Below are 20,831 nucleotides of genomic sequence, written 5' to 3'. Positions count from 1 at the left end.
ACTGCGCGGGTTTTCAAGCCCCCCATTCTCCGGAGCCTTACATGTCCCGCGTTACCTTGAGTCGCTATTTGATCGAGCAGACCCGCAGCAACAACACGCCTGCCGATCTGCGCTTCCTTATCGAAGTGGTGGCGCGTGCTTGCAAGGAAATCAGCCACGCCGTTTCCAAAGGCGCACTGGGTGGTGTCCTGGGCAGCATGGGCACTGAAAACGTGCAGGGCGAAGTGCAGAAGAAGCTCGACGTCCTGTCCAACGAAATCCTGCTCGAAGCCAACGAATGGGGCGGTCACCTGGCCGGCATGGCGTCCGAAGAAATGGACAATGCCTACCAGATCCCCGGCAAATACCCGAAAGGCGCGTACCTGTTGGTGTTCGACCCACTGGACGGTTCGTCCAACATCGATATCAACGCACCGGTCGGCACCATCTTCTCGGTACTGCGTTGCCCGAATGAATACCTGAGCCAGAACGAAGCGCTGAACGAAAAAGCCTTCCTGCAGCCAGGCACCGAGCAGGTCGCTGCCGGCTACGCGATCTACGGCCCGCAGACCATGCTGGTGCTGACCCTGGGTGACGGCGTCAAGGGCTTCACTCTGGACCGTGAAATGGGCAGCTTCGTACTGACCCACGAAGACATCTCCATTCCTGCGTCGACCCAGGAATTTGCGATCAACATGTCCAACCAGCGTCACTGGGAAGAGCCGGTGAAGCGCTACGTCAACGAGTTGATGGAAGGTGAGGAAGGCCCGTTGAAGAAAAACTTCAACATGCGCTGGGTGGCCGCGATGGTCGCCGACGTGCACCGCATCCTGACCCGTGGTGGCCTGTTCATGTACCCACGCGACAGCCGCGAGCCGTCCAAGCCGGGCAAACTGCGCCTGATGTACGAAGCCAACCCGATGTCGTTCCTGGTTGAGCAGGCGGGCGGCGCGTCCACCGACGGCCATCAGCGCATCCTCGACATTCAGCCGGAAGGCCTGCACCAGCGTGTGGCGGTGTTCCTGGGGTCGAAGGAAGAAGTCGAGCGCGTGACGGCTTACCACAAGAAGTAAGCTGCGGCGACAAGTGACTGGTGTTGTTGTGAGCCGGTTCACCGTTGAAGAAGCCCCGAAACGTTTCAGCGTTTTCGGGGCTTTTTTGTTTTCGCTCATCGGGAACCAGACACCTCTTTTCCCTTCTAAGCTTCTGGCAGATACCCACGCTGCTTCGTCCCTCCAGGAGTGTTTCCATGTCGTTACGCCGTTTCGCTTTGCTGGCTTTTTGCGTGCTGTTGGCCGCTTGCAGCAAGGTCAACCAAGAAAACTATCAAAAATTGTCGGCTGGCATGGCCAAGGCTGAGGTGGAGTCGTTGCTGGGCAAGCCGACCGATTGTTCCGGCGCACTGGGCATGTCCAGTTGTACCTGGGGCGATAAAAACAGCTTTATCAGCGTTCAATATGCCGGTGACAAGGTTCTGATGTTTTCCGGGCAAGGCCTGAAGTAAACCGGGGCGCAAGCCTGCGGGAGAAGAAGAATGATGCGTTTTGTTTTGTTCCTTTGTGCCAGCCTGTTTTTGGCGGGCTGTGCCAGCCATTCTGGCGATGATCTGCAACCCAAGACAGCGAGCAACGTCAACCTCAAGCGTTACCAGGGCACCTGGTATGAGTTGGCCCGATTGCCGATGTACTTCCAGCGCAACTGTGCGCAGTCCGAAGCCCGCTACACCCTGTTGCCCGACGGCGACATGTCGGTGTTCAACCGCTGCCTGACGACCGAATGGAAGTGGGAGGAAGCCAAGGGTACCGCCACCCCGCAAGTGCCGGGCAAGACCGACAAGCTCTGGGTGGAATTCAACAACTGGTTCACCTCGCTGCTGCCGGGCGTCGCCAAGGGCGACTACTGGGTGCTGTATGTCAGCGATGACTACAAGACCGCCATTGTCGGCAGCCCGAGCCGGCGCTACATGTGGATCCTTTCGCGCACGCCAACGGTCAATGCGGACACCCGCGAAGACCTGCTGAGCAGGGCGCGACAGCAGGGGTATGACACCACACGGTTGATCTGGCGTACGTCGGACAAGCAGATGGCGAAGACTTCGCAATAACTCTGGATCACCACCGATCCAATTGTGGGAGGGGGCTTGCCCCCGATTGCAGTGTGTCAGTCAGCACATCTGACTCTGATACATCGCTATCGGGGGCAAGCCCCCTCCCACCGTTTTTAACCGAGTAAATCCCTCAAGACCTGTGTGAACGCTCGGCTGCTTTCTTCTTCGCCGGCATGATGCCCATCACGCACCACCCACTTTCCATTCACCAGCACATCCCGCACCTGCCGATCACCGCCGGCAAACAACCAGCGATTCAGAATCCCGTCCTCGGTCGCCGTGGCCAGGTACGGATCATTACCGTCCAGCACAATCCAATCCGCACGTTTGCCCACTTCCAATCGGCCAATTGGCTGCCCCAGCGCCTGGGCACCACCGTCCAGCGCGGCATCGAACAGCGTGCGCCCAACCATCGGCTGGTCACTGCGATACAAGCGGTTACGCCGTTGATCACGCAGGCGCTGGCCGTATTCCAGCCAGCGCAATTCTTCCACCACGCTCAGTGACACATGGCTGTCGGAGCCGATACCCAGGCGTCCGCCCTGGACGAGGAAGTCCACCGCCGGGAAAATCCCATCACCCAGGTTGGCCTCGGTGGTCAGGCACAAACCGGCAATCGCCCGGCTCTTGGCCATGCGCGTCACCTCATCGGCGTCGGCATGGGTGGCGTGCACCAGGCACCAGCGTTCATCGACGTCGACATTGTCATACAGCCATTGCAGTGGGCGTTTGCCGCTCCAGGCCAGGCAGTCGTCGACTTCCTTCTGCTGCTCGGCAATGTGGATATGCACCGGGCACGCCTTGTCGCTGGCGGCCAGCACTTCGTTGATTTGTTGCGGTGTGACGGCGCGTAGCGAGTGAAAACACAGGCCCAGTTGCTGTGCGGGTTGCGCGGCCAGAATTGGCTGCAGACGCGCTTGCAGCTCCAGATAATTTTCAGTGCTGTTGATAAAGCGTCGCTGGCCTTCATTGGGCGCCTGGCCGCCAAACCCAGAGTGGGTGTAGAGCACCGGCAACAACGTCAGGCCAATCCCGCTGCTGGCCGCCGCCTGGCTGATCTGCCGCGACAATTGTATGCGATCGGCATAGGGCTGGCCGCTGACGTCATGGTGCACGTAGTGAAACTCGGCCACCGAGGTATAGCCGGCCTTGAGCATCTCGATATACAGCTGACGCGCGATGACCTGGAGTTGGTCCGGGTCGATCTTGCCGACCATGCGGTACATCAGGTCGCGCCAGGTCCAGAAACTGTCATTCGGGTTGCCGGCCACCTCGGCCAAGCCGGCCATGGCACGCTGGAATGCGTGAGAATGCAAGTTCGGCATACCCGCCAAGACCGGCCCTCTCAGCCGTTCGGCCCCCTCTGCGCTGGCATTGGCCTCAACGTTGGTCAGCAGGCCATCGGCGCTGACTTCAAGACGTACATCATTGGCCCATCCATCAGGCAGCAGCGCGCGTTCGGCGAAGAAAGCGGACATGATCAAGGCACCCCGGTCGTGTGTTTATTTGTATATACATATACAGACGTTTGCCTGCTCGGTAAACTCCGGCAATCTATGCATCTTTTTCCCCTGCAAGGATTCCCCGTGCCGACTCCGCCCGCCAACTCTTCGCTGGCTGCCCACATGGACGAAAGTCCGGCGCCCTTGTATGCCCGCGTCAAACAGATGATCAGCCAGCAGATCCTCAACGGCAACTGGCCGCCCCATTACCGCGTGCCATCGGAGAGCGAGTTGGTCAGCCAACTGGGTTTCAGTCGCATGACCATCAACCGCGCCCTGCGCGAACTCACCGCCGAAGGGTTGCTGGTGCGCATGCAAGGCGTCGGCACGTTTGTCGCCGAACCCAAGAGCCAGTCGGCGCTGTTCGAGGTGCACAACATCGCCGATGAGATCGCCTCCCGCGGTCACCGGCATACCTGCCAGGTCATCACCCTGGGTGAAGAGGCCGCCGGTTCCGAGCGCGCCGTTGCCTTGGAGATGCGTGAAGGCGGGCGGGTGTTCCATTCATTGATCGTGCACTTCGAAAACGATATTCCCGTGCAAATCGAAGACCGCTTCGTCAATGCCCTGGTCGCGCCGGAATACCTGCAGCAGGATTTCACCCAGCAAACGCCTTACGCCTACCTGAACCAAGTGGCGCCACTGACCGAAGGCGAGCATGTGGTCGAAGCCATCCTCGCCGATGCGGCCGAATGCAAACTGCTGCAGATCGAGCCCAGTGAGCCGTGCCTGTTGATCCGCCGACGCACCTGGTCGGGTCGCCAGCCGGTGACCGCTGCGCGTTTGATCCACCCCGGTTCCCGTCACAGCCTGGAAGGACGTTTCAGTAAATGAGTAGCGTAAAAGTCTGGCGCGCCGCTGAGTACGTACGCATGCCGTGGAAAAACGGCGGCGGCAGCACTGAAGAAATCACCCGTGATGCAGGTACAGGGCTGGATGGCTTTGGCTGGCGCTTGTCGATTGCGGATATCGCTGAATCCGGCGGTTTCTCCACCTTTGCCGGCTATCAGCGCGTGATCACCGTAATCAAGGGCGCCGGCATGGTCTTGACCGTGGACGGCGAGGAGCAGCGCGGGTTGCTGCCGCTGCAAGCTTTTGCGTTCAAGGGTGACAGCCAGGTGTCATGCCGTTTGATCACCGGGCCGATCCGCGACTTCAACCTGATCTATTCGCCCCAGCGTTACCACGCACGGCTGCAATGGATCGATGGCGAACAGCGCTTCTTCAGCACGGCGCAGACAGTGCTGGTGTTCAGTGTCGCGGATGAAGTGAAGGTGCTGGACCAAAAGCTAGGCCATCACGACTGCCTGCAAGTGGACGGTAACACTGGCCTGCTGGAGGTTGCCGTGAGCGGTCGCTGTTGTGTTATCGAACTGAGCAACAGCTGAGCGCTTGTATGACCGGCGCTCAGCCAGCGTGGGGAGATGGGTTTACTTAACGCACATCAGTTGAAAGCCCATCGAAGAATCGCCCGCGGGTTTGTTGTCTCCCACTTTCAGCGTTAAAACGTTGACGTAGTTGATCGCCGGGACGCTCCCCAACTTGGCGTGGCCGTAGAAGATGTGATCATTGGAGCTGACGTCCGTCACCGACACGGTGCAAAACCGTGGCGCGTCCTTGAACACTCCCGGCACAAACCTGACTTTGTAATCGGAGAAGTAATCAGGTTGGGCGGTGAGTTTCACGTCCTTGATCCACTTGGGTGACTGCGCAGTAATTTTTCCTGTTTTATCAAGGGTCGCAGTAAAGGTGTCGGCAATGGCCTGGACTGAAGCCATGCTTGTCGCCATGAGTACGATAAAGATGCCTGCCCGTTTTAGAGTGGTCACGATAAGTCTTCCATGGTGTTGGGTGTGTGAAAGCCGACTCTAAACCACTGAATATACAAAAAAATCCGTTTTTACTGGGCTACAGATAACTCAGAAAAATCGTCGTTGGGACGCGCCTTTTACCTGGCAGGCCAGGCGCGCCATTTCACTGCTACGCATGCCCACCCTCGATTCCCAACCGTGCGCACCATTTTGTTACCGAATGCCCCAATGCGGCGCAATGCTGCATTGGGGTGACAAACCCCTCTCCCGGGAAGAAACGTCTGCAAGAAATTTCATCAAGCCTCAAAGCCTCAATTTCCAAGGCTTGCACACCCCTTCACAAAAAATCCCGACGACGCCTTTCTAAAGTTGGCCGCTTGATTGCATATGCTTGTATGTACAAGTAAAGATGTGTGCGTAAGACTCTCCTTCGCACCATCCATGTTCGCGCATCATGCCGAGGAGTCCAGTCGTGACCGATTTTTCTAAAGCCAGGCCTACAAAATACCGTGACGTCGAAATCCGTGCCGCCCACGGTAACAAGCTCACCGCCAAAAGCTGGCTGACTGAAGCGCCGCTGCGCATGCTGATGAACAACCTCGATCCACAAGTGGCCGAGAACCCGAAAGAGCTGGTGGTGTATGGCGGTATTGGCCGCGCAGCACGCAACTGGGAGTGCTACGACCAGATCGTCGAGAGCCTCACCCACCTGAATGACGACGAAACCCTGCTGGTGCAATCCGGCAAGCCGGTCGGCGTGTTCAAGACCCACAGCAACGCACCGCGTGTACTGATCGCCAACTCCAATCTGGTGCCGCACTGGGCCAGCTGGGAGCACTTCAACGAACTGGATGCCAAGGGCCTGGCCATGTACGGCCAGATGACCGCCGGCAGCTGGATCTACATCGGCAGCCAGGGCATCGTCCAGGGCACCTACGAAACCTTCGTCGAAGCCGGTCGCCAGCATTACAACAGTGACCTCAAAGGCCGTTGGGTACTGACTGCCGGCCTCGGCGGCATGGGCGGCGCCCAGCCGCTGGCGGCCACTCTGGCTGGCGCCTGCTCGCTGAACATCGAGTGCCAGCAGGTCAGCATCGATTTCCGCCTGAACAGCCGTTATGTCGACGAACAAGCCACCGACCTCGACGACGCCCTGGCACGCATCGCCAAATACACCAAGGAAGGCAAGGCCATCTCCATCGCCCTGCTGGGCAACGCCGCCGAAATCCTGCCGGAACTGGTCAAGCGTGGCGTGCGCCCGGACATGGTCACCGACCAGACCAGCGCCCACGACCCTCTCAACGGTTACCTGCCCGCTGGCTGGACCTGGGACGAATACCGCGCCCGCGCCAAGACCGAGCCCGCCGCCGTGATCAAGGCCGCCAAGCAGTCGATGGCCGTGCACGTCAAAGCCATGCTGGAATTCCAGAAGCAAGGCATCCCGACTTTCGACTACGGCAACAACATCCGCCAGATGGCCCAGGAAGAGGGCGTGGAAAACGCCTTCGATTTCCCGGGTTTCGTCCCGGCCTATATCCGCCCGCTGTTCTGCCGTGGCATCGGCCCGTTCCGCTGGGCGGCGCTGTCCGGTGACCCGCAGGACATCTACAAGACCGACGCCAAAGTCAAAGAGCTGATCCCGGACGACGCGCACCTGCACAACTGGCTGGACATGGCCCGCGAACGCATCAGCTTCCAGGGCCTGCCGGCACGTATCTGCTGGGTTGGCCTGGGCCAGCGCGCCAAGCTCGGCCTGGCGTTCAACGAAATGGTGCGCAGCGGCGAGTTGTCGGCACCGGTGGTGATCGGTCGTGACCACCTCGATTCCGGCTCGGTCGCAAGCCCGAACCGCGAAACCGAAGCCATGCAGGACGGTTCCGACGCCGTGTCCGACTGGCCGCTGCTCAACGCTCTGCTCAACACCGCGAGCGGCGCGACCTGGGTGTCGCTGCACCACGGTGGTGGTGTGGGCATGGGCTTCTCCCAGCACTCCGGCATGGTCATCGTCTGCGACGGTACCGATGAAGCGGCTGAGCGGATCGCCCGTGTGCTGCACAACGACCCGGCCACCGGGGTGATGCGCCACGCAGACGCCGGTTACCAGATCGCGATCGATTGCGCCAAGGAGCAGGGCTTGAACCTGCCGATGATCAAGTAAGCCAGCACCACCCTGAAACAATCCATCAGAGGTTGAACCGACATGGCTGCAAATGACACCACCCCGTTGATCGAAAGGCGTTCGATCGACTACATCCCGGAAGCGGAAAGACACGGTCGTCTGTTCAGCCAGTTCACCCTGTGGATGGGCGCCAACCTGCAGATCACCGCGATTGTCACCGGGGCCCTGGCCGTGGTGCTGGGCGGTGATGTGTTCTGGTCGTTGATCGGTCTGTTGATCGGTCAACTGATCGGCGGTGGGGTCATGGCGTTGCATGCGGCGCAAGGGCCCAAGCTGGGCCTGCCGCAGATGATCTCCAGCCGGGTGCAGTTCGGTGTGTATGGCGCGGCGATTCCGATCGTGCTGGTGTGCCTGATGTACCTGGGTTTCACCGCCACCGGCACCGTGCTTTCGGGGCAGGCGCTGGGCCAGTTGTTCGGGGTCAGCGACAGCGTGGGCATCCTGATTTTCGCCAGTGTGATCGTGCTGGTCACGGTGCTCGGCTACCGGGTGATCCATTTCATTGGCCGCGTCGCCAGCGTCATTGGCGTGGTCGCCTTTGTCTACCTGTTCAGCCGGCTGGTGAGCCAGACCGATGTGGGCGCACTCCTGCAAATCCGCCACTTCAGCTGGAGCAGTTTCCTGCTGGCGGTATCGCTCGCGGCCTCCTGGCAGATTGCCTTCGGCCCTTACGTGGCGGACTACTCGCGTTACCTGCCAAGCAAGACGTCATCGGTGAAAACCTTTTTCGCCGCTGGCGCCGGTTCGGTGGTGGGCGCGCAGGTGGCCATGGTGCTGGGCGTGTTTGCCGCGGCCATGTCCAACGGTCAGTTCGCCGGGCATGAAGTGGCGTACATCGTGGGCTTGAGTGGCACGGGTGCTACCGCTGCGTTGCTGTACTTCAGCATCGCGTTCGGCAAGGTCACCATCTCGACGCTGAACTCCTACGGCAGCTTCATGTGCATCGCGACCATCATCAGCGGCTTTCGTGGTCGCCTGGAGGTCACGCGCCTGCAGCGCCTGGTGTTCGTGCTGGCGATTGTCGGCACGGCGACCCTGATCGCATTGCTCGGCCAGCACTCGTTCCTGGGGGCGTTCAAGTCCTTCATCCTGTTCCTGCTGGCGTTCTTCACGCCCTGGAGCGCGATCAACCTGGTGGACTACTACTGCATCACCCGCGAGCGCTATGACGTACCGGCGCTGGCCGACCCGAACGGTCGCTATGGCCGCTGGAACCTGCTGGGAATCAGCGTCTACGTGTTCGGCGTGCTGGTGCAGTTGCCGTTCATCTCCACCAAGTTCTACACAGGTCCCTTGGTGGCCGCGCTGGGTGATGTGGATATCTCCTGGATCATCGGCCTGGTACTGCCCGCAGCGCTGTATTACCTGTGTGCGAAAAAATGGCACGGCACCGTGCCCGATCAACTGATCCTGCCAACAGAGCAGGGCGCTATACCCACAACAAACGGGCTGGCTGCACAGGCCTGATGGGACGTGGACAGGGCAGGATGCCTACTGACTGCCGTAATCCATTTCAAGATTGGGAGCGTCACAACAATGAAAATGCATAAGACCCTGATGGCTACCTTGCTCTCTGCGGGCTTGCTGGCCAGCGCTGGCGCCCAGGCAGCCGGTTGGTGCGAATCCGGCAAACCGGTGAAATTCGCCGGGCTGAACTGGGAGAGCGGCATGTTGCTCACTGACATCCTGCAAACCGTGCTGGAAAAAGGCTACGACTGCAAAACCGACAGCCTGCCGGGCAACTCCATCACCATGGAAAACGCCCTGAGCAGCAATGACATCCAGGTGTTTGCCGAAGAGTGGGTCGGCCGCAGCGAGGTCTGGAACAAGGCCGAGAAGGCCGGCAAAGTCGTCGGCGTCGGTGCCCCTGTAGTGGGCGCTATCGAAGGCTGGTACGTGCCGCGCTATGTGATCGAAGGCGACGCCAAGCGCAAGCTGGAACCCAAGGCCCCGGACCTGAAAAACATCGCCGACCTGGCCAAGTACGCCTCGGTGTTCAAGGACCAGGAAGAGCCCTCCAAGGGCCGTTTCTACAACTGTCCGGCCGGCTGGACCTGCGAGCTCGACAACAGCGAGATGCTGAAAAGCTACGGGCTGGAAAGCACCTACACCAACTTCCGCCCCGGCACCGGCCCGGCGCTGGATGCGGCGGTGCTGTCGAGCTACAAGCGTGGCGAGCCGATCCTGTTCTACTACTGGTCGCCCACGCCGCTGATGGGCCAGGTCGATTTGGTCAAGCTGGAAGAAAAACCCGGCGTGGATAAAAGCGTGAGCATCAAGGTCGGCCTGTCCAAGACCTTCCACGAGCAAGCCCCTGAATTGGTGGCCGTGCTGGAAAAGGTCAACCTGCCCATCGACCTGCTGAACCAGAACCTGGGCCGCATGGCCAAGGAGCGAATTGAGTCGCCAAAACTGGCGAAAATTTTCCTCAAGGAACATCCTGAAGTCTGGCACGCCTGGGTGAGCGACGACGCAGCCAAGAAAATCGACGCGGCCTTGTAGGTCAAGCGTGCCCGGCTACCCTGAGGGGCTGGCCGGGCGCCTGGCCACAACCCATTGGATCGAGAGCACGATATGTTTCCTGAGAGTTTTACGTTTTCCATCGCCGACTGGGTCAACGGTTGGGTGGACTCACTGGTCACCAACTACGGCGATGTGTTCCGGCACATCTCCGACACCCTGCTGTGGGCCATCGTCAACCTGGAAGGCTTGCTGCGCGCAGCGCCCTGGTGGCTGATGCTGGCCATCGTCGGCGCCGTCGCCTGGCACGCGACCCGCAAGGTGGTGACCACGGCGGTGATCGTCGGCCTGCTGTTCCTGGTGGGTGCGGTTGGCCTGTGGGACAAGTTGATGCAGACCCTGGCCCTGATGATGGTCGCTACGGTGATCTCGGTGCTGATCGGCATTCCGCTGGGCATCCTATCGGCGCGCAGCAATCGCCTGCGTTCGGTATTGATGCCGCTGCTGGACATCATGCAGACCATGCCGAGCTTCGTGTACCTGATCCCGGTGCTGATGCTGTTCGGCCTGGGCAAGGTCCCGGCGATTTTCGCCACGGTGATCTACGCCGCGCCACCGCTGATTCGCCTCACCGACCTGGGCATTCGCCAGGTCGACGGTGAAGTCATGGAAGCCATCAACGCCTTCGGTGCCAACCGCTGGCAGCAACTGTTCGGTGTGCAACTGCCGCTGGCGTTGCCGAGCATCATGGCCGGTATCAACCAGACCACCATGATGGCGCTGTCGATGGTGGTGATCGCCTCGATGATCGGCGCCCGTGGCTTGGGTGAAGACGTACTCGTCGGCATCCAGACCCTCAACGTCGGGCGTGGCCTTGAAGCTGGCCTGGCCATCGTGATTCTCGCAGTGGTCATCGACCGCATTACCCAGGCCTATGGTCGTCCACGGCATGAGGCGAGCAAATGACTACTGTCAGCAAAATCGAAGTCAAAAACGTCTTCAAGATCTTCGGCGCGCGTTCCAAGGATGCGCTGTCGTTGATCGGCCAGGGCAAGACCAAGGACCAGGTGCTGGCCGAGACCGGCTGCGTGGTCGGTGTGAACGACCTGTCCCTGAGCATCGGCACCGGTGAGATCTTTGTGATCATGGGGCTGTCGGGTTCCGGCAAGTCCACACTGGTGCGTCACTTCAACCGCCTGATCGACCCCACCAGCGGCGCGATCCTGGTGGACGGCGAAGACATCCTGCAACTGGACATGGAAGCCCTGCGCCAATTCCGTCGGCACAAGATCAGCATGGTGTTCCAGAGCTTCGGCCTGCTGCCCCACAAGAGCGTGCTCGACAACGTCGCCTATGGCCTGAAGGTGCGTGGCGAAACCAAGCAGGTCTGCGCCGAGCGCGCGTTGCAGTGGATCGAAACCGTGGGCCTCAAGGGCTACGAAAACAAATACCCGCACCAGCTCTCCGGCGGCATGCGCCAGCGTGTCGGCCTGGCCCGCGCCTTGGCGGCCGACACCGACATCATCCTGATGGACGAAGCCTTCAGCGCACTCGACCCGCTGATCCGCGCCGAGATGCAGGACCAGTTGCTGGAACTGCAAAAGACCCTGCACAAGACCATCGTGTTCATCACCCACGACCTCGACGAGGCCGTGCGTATCGGCAACCGCATTGCGATCCTCAAGGACGGCAAGCTGATCCAGGTCGGCACGCCTCGGGAGATCCTGCATTCGCCGGCGGATGAGTATGTGGATCGGTTTGTCCAGCGGCGGGCGGCGGTGGTCTGATCTGGATGTGTTGGTGAGGCTGATGGCCTCATCGGGGGGCAAGCCCCCTCCCACAGGGGAGTGCATTCCAAATGTGGGAGGGGGCTTGCCCCCGATAAGGCCGGTAAGGCTGCACAAGAATTGAAGAGAGTATGAACATGCCCCAGGCAACAAAAGTCATCATCGCCGACACCCCGCTGCGCTGGCAGGACGTGGTCGCCGTCGCCCGCCACGGCGCCGTGCTCGAACTCTCGGGCCAGGCCTGGGCGCGCATCGACAATGCCCAGGCCATCGTGCAGCGCATCGTCACCAGCGGTGAGCGCGCCTATGGCGTGAACACCGGCCTGGGCGCGCTGTGCAATGTGTCGCTCAAGGGCGAGCAACTCAGCCAACTGTCGCGCAACACCTTGCTCAGCCACGCCTGTGGCGTCGGCCCGGTGCTGAGCGACGAGCAGACCCGCGCGATCATCTGCGCCGCCATCATCAACTACAGTCACGGCAAATCCGGCCTGCATCCGCAGGTGGTGCATTCGCTGCTGGCGCTGCTCAACCACGGCATCACGCCGCAAGTGCCATCCCAGGGCTCGGTGGGTTACCTGACCCATATGGCCCATGTTGGTGTGGCTGTGCTGGGCGTGGGTAACGTGAGTTACCAAGGTCGGGTCGTTCCGGCTCAAGACGCATTGAGCGCGGAAGGCCTGCGGCCGGTGGCGCTCGGCGCCAAGGACGGCCTGTGCCTGGTCAACGGCACGCCGTGCATGACCGGCCTGAGCTGCCTGGCCCTGGCCGACGCCCATCACTTGCTGCAATGGGCTGACGTGATCGGCGCCATGAGTTTCGAAGCCCAGCGTGGGCAGATCGATGCCTTCGATGAAGAAATCATCGCGCTCAAGCCGCACCCGGGCATGCAGCACGTGGGGACCCATCTGCGCGCCTTGCTCGATGGCAGTGAAGTGATCGCCAGCAGCAAAGGCATCCGTACCCAGGACGCCCTGAGCATTCGCTCGATCCCGCAGATCCACGGCGCGGCCCGCGACCAGGTAGAGCACGCCACCCGTCAGATCGAGACCGAACTCAACAGCGCCACCGATAACCCGCTGGTGCTCGGCACGCCGGAACACTACCGCGTGGTGTCCCAGGCCAACCCGCACGGCCAGTCCGTGGCGTTGGCGGCGGACATGCTGGCGATCGCCATGGCCGAAATCGGTTCGGTGGCCGAACGTCGCCTGGACCGCCTGATCAATCCGCACGTCAGCGGCTTGCCGGCGTTCCTGGTCAGCAACCCCGGGGTCAACTCCGGGATGATGATCGTGCAGTACGTCGCCGCCTCCCTGTGCGGGCAAAACCGTCAACTGGCGCAACCTGCGGTGCTCGACAACTTCGTCACCTCGGGCCTGCAGGAAGACCACCTGAGCATGGGCACCAATGCCGCGCTCAAGCTGCACCAGGTGCTGGCCAACGTGACCCAGATTCTCGCCATCGAATACTTGTTGGCGGCCCAGGCGTTCGAGTTTCTCAAGGAACAACGTTTCGGCGCCGGCACCGACCGTGCCTGGCGGTTGTTGCGTGAAGTCGTCCCGGCCTATGAACAGGACCGCTGGCTGGCGCCGGACATTGCCGCCGCCGCTCAGCTGCTGAAAAACACCGATTTACCGAATGTGCACTTTTAAAAGAACAATTCAGAAGGAGTATGAATGTGACTGCGCTAAACCTGATTCCAGGCCAACTGAGCCTTGCCCAGCTGCGAGCCATCTACCAGCAGCCGGTAACCCTCAGTCTGGATGACAGCGCTACGGCGCAGATCGACGCCAGTGTGGCCTGCGTGGAGCAGATTCTCGCCGAGAACCGCACCGCTTACGGCATCAACACCGGTTTCGGCCTGCTGGCCTCGACCCGCATCGCCAGCGAAGACCTGGAAAACCTCCAGCGTTCCCTGGTGCTGTCCCACGCCGCCGGCGTCGGTGAGCCGATCAGCGATGCGCTGGTGCGGCTGGTCATGGTGCTCAAGGTCAACAGTCTGAGCCGTGGATTCTCCGGCATCCGCCGCCAGGTGATCGACGCGCTGATCGCGCTGATCAACGCGGAGGTATACCCGCATATTCCGCTGAAAGGTTCGGTGGGTGCCTCCGGCGACCTGGCGCCGTTGGCGCACATGTCCCTGGTGCTGCTGGGCGAAGGCAAGGCACGCTACAAAGGCGAGTGGCTGGAAGCGATCGACGCGCTGAAAGTCGCCGGCCTCACGCCGCTGACCCTTGCCGCCAAAGAAGGCCTGGCGTTGCTCAACGGCACGCAGGTGTCGACGGCCTATGCACTGCGTGGCCTGTTCGAAGGTGAAGACCTGTTCGCCGGCGCCCTGGCCTGCGGCGGCCTCACCGTGGAAGCGGTGCTGGGTTCGCGTTCGCCGTTCGACGCGCGTATCCACGCGGCTCGCGGCCAGCGCGGCCAGATCGACGCGGCAGCGGCCTACCGCGACTTGCTCGGCGAAAGCAGCCAGGTGTCCCAGTCGCACCAGAACTGCGACAAGGTGCAAGACCCGTACTCGCTGCGCTGCCAGCCACAAGTCATGGGCGCCTGCCTGACCCAGTTCCGCCAGGCCGCTGAAGTGCTGGTGGTCGAGGCCAATGCCGTGTCGGACAACCCACTGGTGTTTGCCGCTGAAGCCGACGTGATTTCCGGTGGCAACTTCCACGCCGAACCGGTGGCCATGGCGGCCGACAACATGGCGCTGGCCATCGCCGAAATCGGCTCCCTGAGTGAGCGCCGTATCTCGTTGATGATGGACAAGCACATGTCGCAACTGCCGCCGTTCCTGGTGGGCAATGGCGGTGTGAACTCCGGTTTCATGATCGCCCAGGTGACCGCTGCCGCGCTCGCCAGCGAGAACAAGGCGTTGTCTCATCCCCATAGCGTCGATAGCCTGCCGACCTCCGCCAACCAGGAAGACCACGTGTCGATGGCCCCGGCTGCGGGCAAACGTCTGTGGGAAATGGCTGAGAACACCCGTGGCATTCTCGCGGTTGAGTGGCTGGCCGCGTGCCAGGGCCTGGACCTGCGCGAAGGCCTGAAAACTTCGCCGAAGCTGGAAAAGGCGCGTGGCATCCTGCGCGCCAAAGTGGGCTTCTATGACAAGGACCGCTTCTTCGCCCCGGACATCAATGCCGCCAGCGAACTGCTCGCCACTCGCTGCCTCAACGAGCTGCTGCCAGCTCGGTTGCTGCCGAGCCTGTAACTGCGCACGCGATCCAATGTGGGAGCTGTCGAGCCCCAGCGAGGCTGCGAAGACGGCAGCACTGGCGATGGAGATGTTGAGCCTGAACCACCGCTTTCGCAGGCAAGCCACCCACAGGGATTAGTTTCACCGACCACAGACGGAGGCGTTGATGAAAACGCTATGGCAACACTGCCACATTGCAACCATGGCCCAGGGCAAATACTCGATCATCGAGGATGCCGCCCTGGTCACCGCCGGTTCGCTCATCGAGTGGGTCGGCCCGCGCAGTCAAGTCCCTGCGGCGGATTACGCCCAGGTGCATGACCTGCGTGGCGCATGGGTCACCCCCGGGCTGATCGACTGCCACACCCACACGGTGTTCGGCGGTAACCGCAGCGGCGAATTCGAGCAGCGTCTCGAAGGCGTGAGCTACGCCGAGATCGCGGCCAAGGGCGGCGGTATTGCCAGCACGGTGCGCGCCACTCGCTCCGCAACCGAAGATGAGCTGTTTGCCAGTGCTGAAAAACGCCTGCGCAGTCTGCTACGGGACGGTGTCACCACCGTGGAGATCAAGTCCGGCTACGGCCTGGACCTGGCCAACGAACGCAAGATGCTGCGTGTGGCCCGTCGCCTCGGTGAAGCCCTGCCGGTCAGCGTGCGCGCCACATGCCTGGCGGCCCACGCGTTGCCGCCGGAGTACAAGGACCGCGCCGACGATTACATCGAGCACATCTGCGCCGAGATGCTGCCGGCCCTGGCCGCGGAAGGGCTGGTGGACGCGGTGGATGCGTTCTGTGAATACCTGGCGTTTTCCACCGAGCAGGTGGAGCGGGTGTTCAAGGTCGCCCAGCAACTGGGCTTGCCGGTGAAGCTGCACGCCGAGCAGCTTTCGTCGCTGCACGGCTCCAGCCTGGCCGCGCGTTACCAGGCGCTGTCGGCGGATCACCTGGAGTTCATGACCGAAGCAGACGCCATCGCCATGGCCGCCTCCGGCACCGTCGCGGTGTTGCTGCCGGGCGCGTTCTACTTCCTGCGCGAAACCCAGTTGCCGCCGATGGACGCCCTGCGCAAACACGGCGTGAAGATCGCCATCGCCAGCGACCTCAACCCCGGCACCTCGCCAGCGCTGTCGGTGCGCCTGATGCTGAACATGGCCTGCACCCTGTTCCGCATGACCCCGGAAGAAGCCCTGGCCGGTGCCACGCAACATGCGGCTACCGCATTAGGCATGGGCGACACCCACGGCTCCCTGGAAGTGGGCAAGGTCGCGGATTTTGTCGCCTGGCAAATCGATCGCCCCGCCGACCTCGCCTACTGGCTGGGTGGCGAGCTGGATAAACGCGTCGTGCGCCATGGCGTCGACGTCACTGTGTGAGGAGTACTGCTTGTGGATAAGGTTCTGAACTTCAAACAAGGCCGCGTTCCGCTACTGATCAGCATGCCCCATGCCGGTCTGCGCCTGACGCCTGCGGTCGAAGCGGGGTTGATCCCCGAGGCGCAAAGCCTGCCGGATACCGATTGGCACATTCCTGCGCTGTATGACTTCGCCGAAGAGCTGGGCGCCAGCACCCTGGCCGCCGAATACTCGCGGTTTGTCATCGACCTGAACCGGCCATCCGACGACAAGCCGCTGTACGCCGGCGCGACCACCGGGCTGTACCCGGCAACGCTGTTCGACGGCGTGCCGTTGTTCCGCGAAGGGCTGGAGCCGTCCCCGGAGGAACGCGTCAGCTACCTCCAGAAAATCTGGGGGCCGTACCACCGTGCCCTGCAAGAAGAACTGGCGCGCCTCAAGGCCGAGTTCGGCTATGCCTTGCTGTTCGATGCGCACTCGATCCGCTCGGTGATCCCGCACCTGTTCGACGGCAAGCTGCCGGACTTCAACCTTGGCACTTTCAATGGCGCCGCGTGTGATCCCGAATTGGCCAGCCAATTGGAAGCCATTTGCGCCGCGCACCCGCAGTACTCCCATGTACTGAACGGGCGCTTCAAGGGCGGCCACATCACCCGGCATTACGGCGATCCGGCTCAGGATGTCCACGCGGTGCAGTTGGAGTTGTGCCAGAGCACTTATATGGAAGAGGTTGAACCGTTTCGGTATCGCCCTGATTTGGCCGAACCGACGCGGGTGGTGTTGAAGCAATTGCTGGAGGGGGTATTGGCCTGGGGGCAAGCGCGCTATCGGTGAATTGGGGGGCTCCTGAAATAGCTATCGGGGGCAAGCCCCCCCTCCCACCTTTTGATTGGTGAACCCAGTCAAATGTGGGAAGGGGCTTGCCCCCGATGGCGGTCTCACCGTCGCCCCAGTGCAACTGCCGGTCGCCACAGTTCGTGTTGAATGCATGCTCACTGCGTAAGGTTGTTTAATAAAAACAGCCGAGTGAGTGCTCACCCATGAAAAAACTGTTGTTGCCCCTCACCTGTGTCGCACTGCTCAGTGCACACGCCATGGCCGCCGAACCGACCTCCTGCAAAAGCATCCGCATGGGCGTGGTCAGTTGGACCGACGTGATCGCCACCTCGGGCATGGCCGACGTGCTGCTCAATGGCCTGGGCTACGACAGCAAGCAGACCAGCGCGGTGCAGCAGATCATCTTCGCCGGCATCCGCGACAAGCGCCTGGACATCTTCCTCGGCTACTGGAAACCCGCGATGGACAACAACATTGCGCCGTTCCTGGCGGCCAGGCAGGTCAAGGTCTTCGACACCCCGAGCCTCGCCGACGCCCAGGCCACCCTGGCCGTGCCGCAGTACGTAGCCGACGCAGGCTTGAAGACCTTTGCCGACATCGCCCGCTTCAAGGACAAACTGGGCGGCAAGATCTATGGCATCGAGCCGGGCAGCGGCGCGAATACCGATATCCAGAAAATGATCGACACCAATCGTTTCGGCCTGGGCGGCTTCAAGTTGGTGGCCTCGGGTGAGGCGGGCATGCTGGCCGCCGTGCAGCGCGCGGTGAATCGCAAGGAGTTCGTGGTGTTCGTCGGTTGGACCCCGCACCCGATGAACATCAACATGAAAATGGCCTACCTCACCGGCAGCGAAGACGTGTTCGGCCCCGACGAAGGCCGTGCCACCGTGTCCACCGTCACCGCGCCGGACTTTGCCGAGCGTTGCCCCAACGCCAACCGCCTGTTGGAGAACCTTACCTTCACCGCCGCCCAGGAAAGCCAACTGATGGTGCCGATCATGGAACGCCAGTCGCCGCAGGACGTGGCCAGACAATGGCTGCGCGACCATCCCGAGGATTTGCAGCGCTGGCTGGCCGGGGTAAAGGCGTTTGATGGCGGCGATGGTGTGGCGGCGGTGCAGGCGAGCCTTAAATGAATCCATACCCGATTTCGCCTGAACTGGCAGCGTTCGTAGCGAGGACCGAGTCTTTCACCAGCGACGACACGTCGTTGGCTGGGTTGCGCAACGGCTATGACCGCATGTGCCAGGCGTTTACCCCGCCGGTGCCCGAGGGGCTGACGATTGCGGATTTTTCCCTGGCTGGCGTGAGTGTGCGCAGCTATTTGCCCACTGCCCCCACGCCCCTGGATGGCTGGCCGTGCCTCCTTTATATGCACGGTGGTGGTTGGGTGGTCGGTGGGCTGGATTCCCACGATTTCATCTGTTTCGAACTGGCCAGTACCTTGCAGGTGCTGGTGATCGCCATCGATTACCGGCTGGCGCCGGAGCATCCGTTCCCCGCTGCCTATCAGGATTGCCGCGTCGTGTGGCAGGCGATCCAGGCGGGGCAGGGGCCGCATGCCATCAACCGGCAACGTCTGGTGGTGATCGGCGACAGCGCGGGCGGCAACCTGGCCGCGGCGTTGTGCCTGGGGTTGCGCGACGACCGGCAGCCACTGCCGCTGGCCCAGGTGCTGATTTACCCGGGGCTGGGCGGCCCGCCTGACTTGCCGTCGAGACGCGACTGCGCGGATGCCCCCTTGCTCAGCAGCGCCGACACTGACTGTTATCTGGCGCTGTACCTGCAGGGCAGTGGCAAGCCCATAGCCTATGCCATGCCGCTGCTGGCCAATGACTTCAGCGGTTTGCCCAGGGCGCTCATCGCCGTGGCCCAGTTCGACCCGCTGCGCGATGACGGCATGCTTTACGCCGAGCGTCTGCAAGCAGCGGGTGTGAGCACCGTGCTGTATCCGGGCAAAGGCCTGGTGCACGGCTGCCTGAGGGCGCGGCGGCACGTGCCGGAGGTGGATCGGCTCTACGATTTCCTGCTGGATTACCTGGGGAGCGAAGGGCTGACACAGGTCTAAGCGCTCTAGGACATGCTCATTGCACAATTCGGGTTTATAGTGCCAGACGGCAAAATAAAAGACGTCCCCCCAGGGATGAACCCGACCCCCTACGGAGCGCGCAATGCAGACTTGGTACCCGCAGATCAAACCCTACGCCCGGCACGATCTGGCAGTCGATGACACCCACACCCTGTACGTCGATGAAAGTGGCTCCCCCGAAGGCTTGCCCGTCGTATTCATCCATGGTGGCCCTGGTTCCGGTTGCGATGCCCAGAGCCGCTGCTATTTCGACCCGAACCTGTACCGCATCGTCACCTTCGACCAGCGTGGTTGCGGGCGCTCCACTCCCCGCGCCAGCCTGGAAAACAACACCACCTGGGACCTGGTCGCCGACCTTGAGCGCATCCGCGAGCACCTGGGCATCGACAAATGGGTGCTGTTCGGCGGTTCCTGGGGCTCGACCCTGTCCCTCGCCTACGCGCAAACCCACCCGGAACGCGTGCATGGCCTGATCGTGCGCGGCATTTTCCTGGCTCGGCCGCAGGACATCCATTGGTTCTACCAGGAGGGCGCGAGCCGCCTGTTCCCGGATTACTGGCAGGACTACCTTGCGCCGATCCCGGCGGAAGAGCGCCACGACATGATTGCGGCCTACCACAAGCGTCTTACCGGCAACGACCAGATCGCCCAGATGCACGCGGCCAAGGCCTGGTCCGGCTGGGAAGGGCGCATGCTGGGCCTGTGCCCTAGCCCGGCACATGTGGAGCGCTTTTCCGAACCGCAACGCGCGCTGTCCATTGCGCGAATCGAGTGCCACTACTTCACCAACAACTCGTTCCTTGAGCCCAACCAGTTGATCCGCGATATGCACAAGATCGCCCATCTGCCTGGCGTAATCATTCACGGGCGCTACGATATGATCTGCCCATTGGATAACGCCTGGGAGTTGCACCAGGCGTGGCCCAACAGTGAGCTGCAGGTGATCCGCGAAGCTGGCCATGCGGCGTCCGAACCCGGCATCACCGATGCCTTGGTGCGTGCGACCAGCCAAATGGCACGTCGCTTGCTCGATCTGCCGCCTGAAGAAGCATGAAGGGCCTGTTGCAACGGGTGAGAGGCGCCCGGGTGGAGGTCGCGGGCGAAATCGTCGGCGCCATCGACCAGGGGTTGCTGGTGCTGGTGGCCGTCGAGCCTACGGATACGCCGCAGAGTGCCGATAAACTGCTGCACAAGCTGCTGAACTACCGGGTGTTCAGCGATGACCAAGACAAGATGAACCTGTCGTTGAAGGATATCGACGGCGGTTTGTTGCTGGTGTCGCAGTTCACCCTGGCGGCGGATACCAAGAGCGGGCTGCGGCCGAGCTTCTCCACAGCGGCCCCGCCGGCCCTGGGAGCGGCGCTTTTTGATCACTTGCTGTTACAAGCGCAACAATTGCATGGCAGGGTGGCCTCGGGGCGTTTTGGCGCCGATATGCAGGTGCATTTGGTCAATGATGGCCCTGTGACCTTCCTCTTGCAGGCGTGAATGTATTAAAAACGACTTTTAATGCCTAAAAACGCAGGGTTTCGCTAC

General features: G+C 61.7%; 20 protein-coding genes. 18 read left to right on the top strand and 2 right to left on the bottom strand.

What is annotated here, in order from left to right; genetic code table 11:
* Positions 1-41: 41 nt before the first annotated feature.
* From BM110_RS12640 to BM110_RS12630, 3 genes are all read left to right on the top strand, one after another.
* On the top strand, positions 42-1,052 hold the full coding sequence (locus BM110_RS12640; protein WP_003187818.1) for a class 1 fructose-bisphosphatase: 1,011 nt from the start codon (positions 42-44) through the stop codon (positions 1,050-1,052).
* 176 nt (positions 1,053-1,228) lie between these two features.
* Entirely contained in the window at positions 1,229-1,483 is a 255-nt protein-coding gene (locus BM110_RS12635) for a hypothetical protein (protein WP_092246304.1), read from the top strand.
* Between the two features lie 30 nt (positions 1,484-1,513).
* Positions 1,514-2,083, top strand: coding sequence for a lipocalin family protein (locus BM110_RS12630; RefSeq protein ID WP_058423714.1), 570 nt, complete (start codon positions 1,514-1,516; stop codon positions 2,081-2,083).
* Between the two features lie 116 nt (positions 2,084-2,199).
* Here the strand turns inward: BM110_RS12630 and BM110_RS12625 are convergent, their stop codons facing one another.
* A complete protein-coding gene (locus tag BM110_RS12625) occupies positions 2,200-3,564 on the bottom strand; it encodes a formimidoylglutamate deiminase (protein ID WP_093513493.1) in 1,365 nt (454 codons plus the stop codon).
* A 147-nt stretch (positions 3,565-3,711) separates the two neighbouring features.
* Here BM110_RS12625 and hutC point away from each other — a divergent pair, with 147 nt between their 5' ends.
* Together hutC and BM110_RS12615 are read left to right on the top strand one after the other, a co-directional pair.
* Positions 3,712-4,422 (top strand): histidine utilization repressor, encoded by a 711-nt coding sequence (gene hutC, locus BM110_RS12620; protein ID WP_173668614.1) that lies wholly within the window; start codon positions 3,712-3,714, stop codon positions 4,420-4,422.
* Positions 4,419-4,976 (top strand): HutD/Ves family protein, encoded by a 558-nt coding sequence (locus BM110_RS12615; RefSeq protein WP_092246310.1) that lies wholly within the window; start codon positions 4,419-4,421, stop codon positions 4,974-4,976. The genes hutC and BM110_RS12615 overlap by 4 nt, the downstream gene beginning before the upstream one ends.
* 42 nt (positions 4,977-5,018) lie before the next feature.
* On the opposite strand, the gene BM110_RS12610 is transcribed toward BM110_RS12615, so the two are convergent.
* A complete protein-coding gene (locus tag BM110_RS12610) occupies positions 5,019-5,417 on the bottom strand; it encodes a hypothetical protein (protein WP_092246313.1) in 399 nt (132 codons plus the stop codon).
* Between the two features lie 454 nt (positions 5,418-5,871).
* On the opposite strand from BM110_RS12610, the gene hutU reads away from it, so the two are divergent.
* The 13 genes from hutU (at position 5,872) to dtd (ending at position 20,783) form a co-directional block, all read left to right on the top strand.
* Positions 5,872-7,557, top strand: coding sequence for a urocanate hydratase (gene hutU / locus BM110_RS12605; protein WP_242626978.1), 1,686 nt, complete (start codon positions 5,872-5,874; stop codon positions 7,555-7,557).
* 42 nt (positions 7,558-7,599) lie between these two features.
* On the top strand, positions 7,600-9,045 hold the full coding sequence (locus BM110_RS12600; protein ID WP_092246316.1) for a purine-cytosine permease family protein: 1,446 nt from the start codon (positions 7,600-7,602) through the stop codon (positions 9,043-9,045).
* 69 nt (positions 9,046-9,114) lie between these two features.
* Positions 9,115-10,080: an ABC transporter substrate-binding protein gene (locus BM110_RS12595; protein ID WP_071492407.1), complete on the top strand. Its 966-nt coding sequence runs from the start codon at positions 9,115-9,117 to the stop codon at positions 10,078-10,080.
* A 72-nt stretch (positions 10,081-10,152) separates the two neighbouring features.
* Positions 10,153-11,004: an ABC transporter permease gene (locus tag BM110_RS12590; RefSeq protein WP_012721776.1), complete on the top strand. Its 852-nt coding sequence runs from the start codon at positions 10,153-10,155 to the stop codon at positions 11,002-11,004.
* The gene (locus BM110_RS12585) at positions 11,001-11,825 is read left to right on the top strand and encodes a quaternary amine ABC transporter ATP-binding protein (RefSeq protein ID WP_058423708.1); all 825 of its coding nucleotides are present in this window, start codon (positions 11,001-11,003) and stop codon (positions 11,823-11,825) included. Before BM110_RS12590 ends, BM110_RS12585 begins: the two co-directional genes overlap by 4 nt.
* A 137-nt stretch (positions 11,826-11,962) precedes the next feature.
* The gene (hutH, locus tag BM110_RS12580; protein WP_093121939.1) at positions 11,963-13,474 is read left to right on the top strand and encodes a histidine ammonia-lyase; all 1,512 of its coding nucleotides are present in this window, start codon (positions 11,963-11,965) and stop codon (positions 13,472-13,474) included.
* Between the two features lie 20 nt (positions 13,475-13,494).
* Positions 13,495-15,033, top strand: coding sequence for a histidine ammonia-lyase (gene hutH, locus BM110_RS12575; protein WP_093513492.1), 1,539 nt, complete (start codon positions 13,495-13,497; stop codon positions 15,031-15,033).
* Positions 15,034-15,184: 151 nt separating this feature from the next.
* Positions 15,185-16,390 (top strand): imidazolonepropionase, encoded by a 1,206-nt coding sequence (hutI, locus tag BM110_RS12570; RefSeq protein ID WP_093513491.1) that lies wholly within the window; start codon positions 15,185-15,187, stop codon positions 16,388-16,390.
* 12 nt (positions 16,391-16,402) lie between these two features.
* Positions 16,403-17,203, top strand: a complete 801-nt coding sequence (gene hutG / locus BM110_RS12565) for an N-formylglutamate deformylase (RefSeq protein ID WP_093121421.1) — start codon at positions 16,403-16,405, stop codon at positions 17,201-17,203.
* A 206-nt stretch (positions 17,204-17,409) separates the two neighbouring features.
* Entirely contained in the window at positions 17,410-18,342 is a 933-nt protein-coding gene (locus BM110_RS12560) for a choline ABC transporter substrate-binding protein (RefSeq protein ID WP_093121415.1), read from the top strand.
* Positions 18,339-19,274, top strand: coding sequence for an alpha/beta hydrolase (locus BM110_RS12555; protein WP_093513490.1), 936 nt, complete (start codon positions 18,339-18,341; stop codon positions 19,272-19,274). Before BM110_RS12560 ends, BM110_RS12555 begins: the two co-directional genes overlap by 4 nt.
* A gap of 103 nt (positions 19,275-19,377) precedes the next feature.
* A complete protein-coding gene (gene pip, locus BM110_RS12550) occupies positions 19,378-20,349 on the top strand; it encodes a prolyl aminopeptidase (protein WP_092246333.1) in 972 nt (323 codons plus the stop codon).
* Complete coding sequence (dtd, locus tag BM110_RS12545) at positions 20,346-20,783, top strand: D-aminoacyl-tRNA deacylase (protein WP_093121409.1); 438 nt, start codon at positions 20,346-20,348, stop codon at positions 20,781-20,783. The genes pip and dtd overlap by 4 nt, the downstream gene beginning before the upstream one ends.
* Positions 20,784-20,831: the final 48 nt, after the last annotated feature.

The organism is Pseudomonas sp. NFPP28, assembly GCF_900115535.1.
Taxonomy (GTDB): Bacteria; Pseudomonadota; Gammaproteobacteria; order Pseudomonadales; family Pseudomonadaceae; genus Aquipseudomonas; species Aquipseudomonas extremorientalis.
Note: the sequence above shows the minus strand (reverse complement) of the source record. Positions and strands in the feature narration are given on the sequence as shown.

Excerpts from the sequence above, each read along its gene's own strand:
- BM110_RS12640 (WP_003187818.1), top strand. The coding sequence starts at position 42 with ATGTCCCGCGTTACCTTGAGTCGCTATTTGATCGAGCAGACCCGCAGC.
- BM110_RS12635 (WP_092246304.1), top strand. The coding sequence starts at position 1,229 with ATGTCGTTACGCCGTTTCGCTTTGCTGGCTTTTTGCGTGCTGTTGGCC.
- BM110_RS12630 (WP_058423714.1), top strand. The coding sequence starts at position 1,514 with ATGATGCGTTTTGTTTTGTTCCTTTGTGCCAGCCTGTTTTTGGCGGGC.
- BM110_RS12625 (WP_093513493.1), bottom strand. The coding sequence starts at position 3,564 with ATGTCCGCTTTCTTCGCCGAACGCGCGCTGCTGCCTGATGGATGGGCC.
- hutC (WP_173668614.1), top strand. The coding sequence starts at position 3,712 with ATGGACGAAAGTCCGGCGCCCTTGTATGCCCGCGTCAAACAGATGATC.
- BM110_RS12615 (WP_092246310.1), top strand. The coding sequence starts at position 4,419 with ATGAGTAGCGTAAAAGTCTGGCGCGCCGCTGAGTACGTACGCATGCCG.
- BM110_RS12600 (WP_092246316.1), top strand. The coding sequence starts at position 7,600 with ATGGCTGCAAATGACACCACCCCGTTGATCGAAAGGCGTTCGATCGAC.
- BM110_RS12595 (WP_071492407.1), top strand. The coding sequence starts at position 9,115 with ATGAAAATGCATAAGACCCTGATGGCTACCTTGCTCTCTGCGGGCTTG.
- BM110_RS12590 (WP_012721776.1), top strand. The coding sequence starts at position 10,153 with ATGTTTCCTGAGAGTTTTACGTTTTCCATCGCCGACTGGGTCAACGGT.
- BM110_RS12585 (WP_058423708.1), top strand. The coding sequence starts at position 11,001 with ATGACTACTGTCAGCAAAATCGAAGTCAAAAACGTCTTCAAGATCTTC.
- hutH (WP_093121939.1), top strand. The coding sequence starts at position 11,963 with ATGCCCCAGGCAACAAAAGTCATCATCGCCGACACCCCGCTGCGCTGG.
- hutH (WP_093513492.1), top strand. The coding sequence starts at position 13,495 with ATGAATGTGACTGCGCTAAACCTGATTCCAGGCCAACTGAGCCTTGCC.
- hutI (WP_093513491.1), top strand. The coding sequence starts at position 15,185 with ATGAAAACGCTATGGCAACACTGCCACATTGCAACCATGGCCCAGGGC.
- BM110_RS12560 (WP_093121415.1), top strand. The coding sequence starts at position 17,410 with ATGAAAAAACTGTTGTTGCCCCTCACCTGTGTCGCACTGCTCAGTGCA.
- BM110_RS12555 (WP_093513490.1), top strand. The coding sequence starts at position 18,339 with ATGAATCCATACCCGATTTCGCCTGAACTGGCAGCGTTCGTAGCGAGG.
- pip (WP_092246333.1), top strand. The coding sequence starts at position 19,378 with ATGCAGACTTGGTACCCGCAGATCAAACCCTACGCCCGGCACGATCTG.
- dtd (WP_093121409.1), top strand. The coding sequence starts at position 20,346 with ATGAAGGGCCTGTTGCAACGGGTGAGAGGCGCCCGGGTGGAGGTCGCG.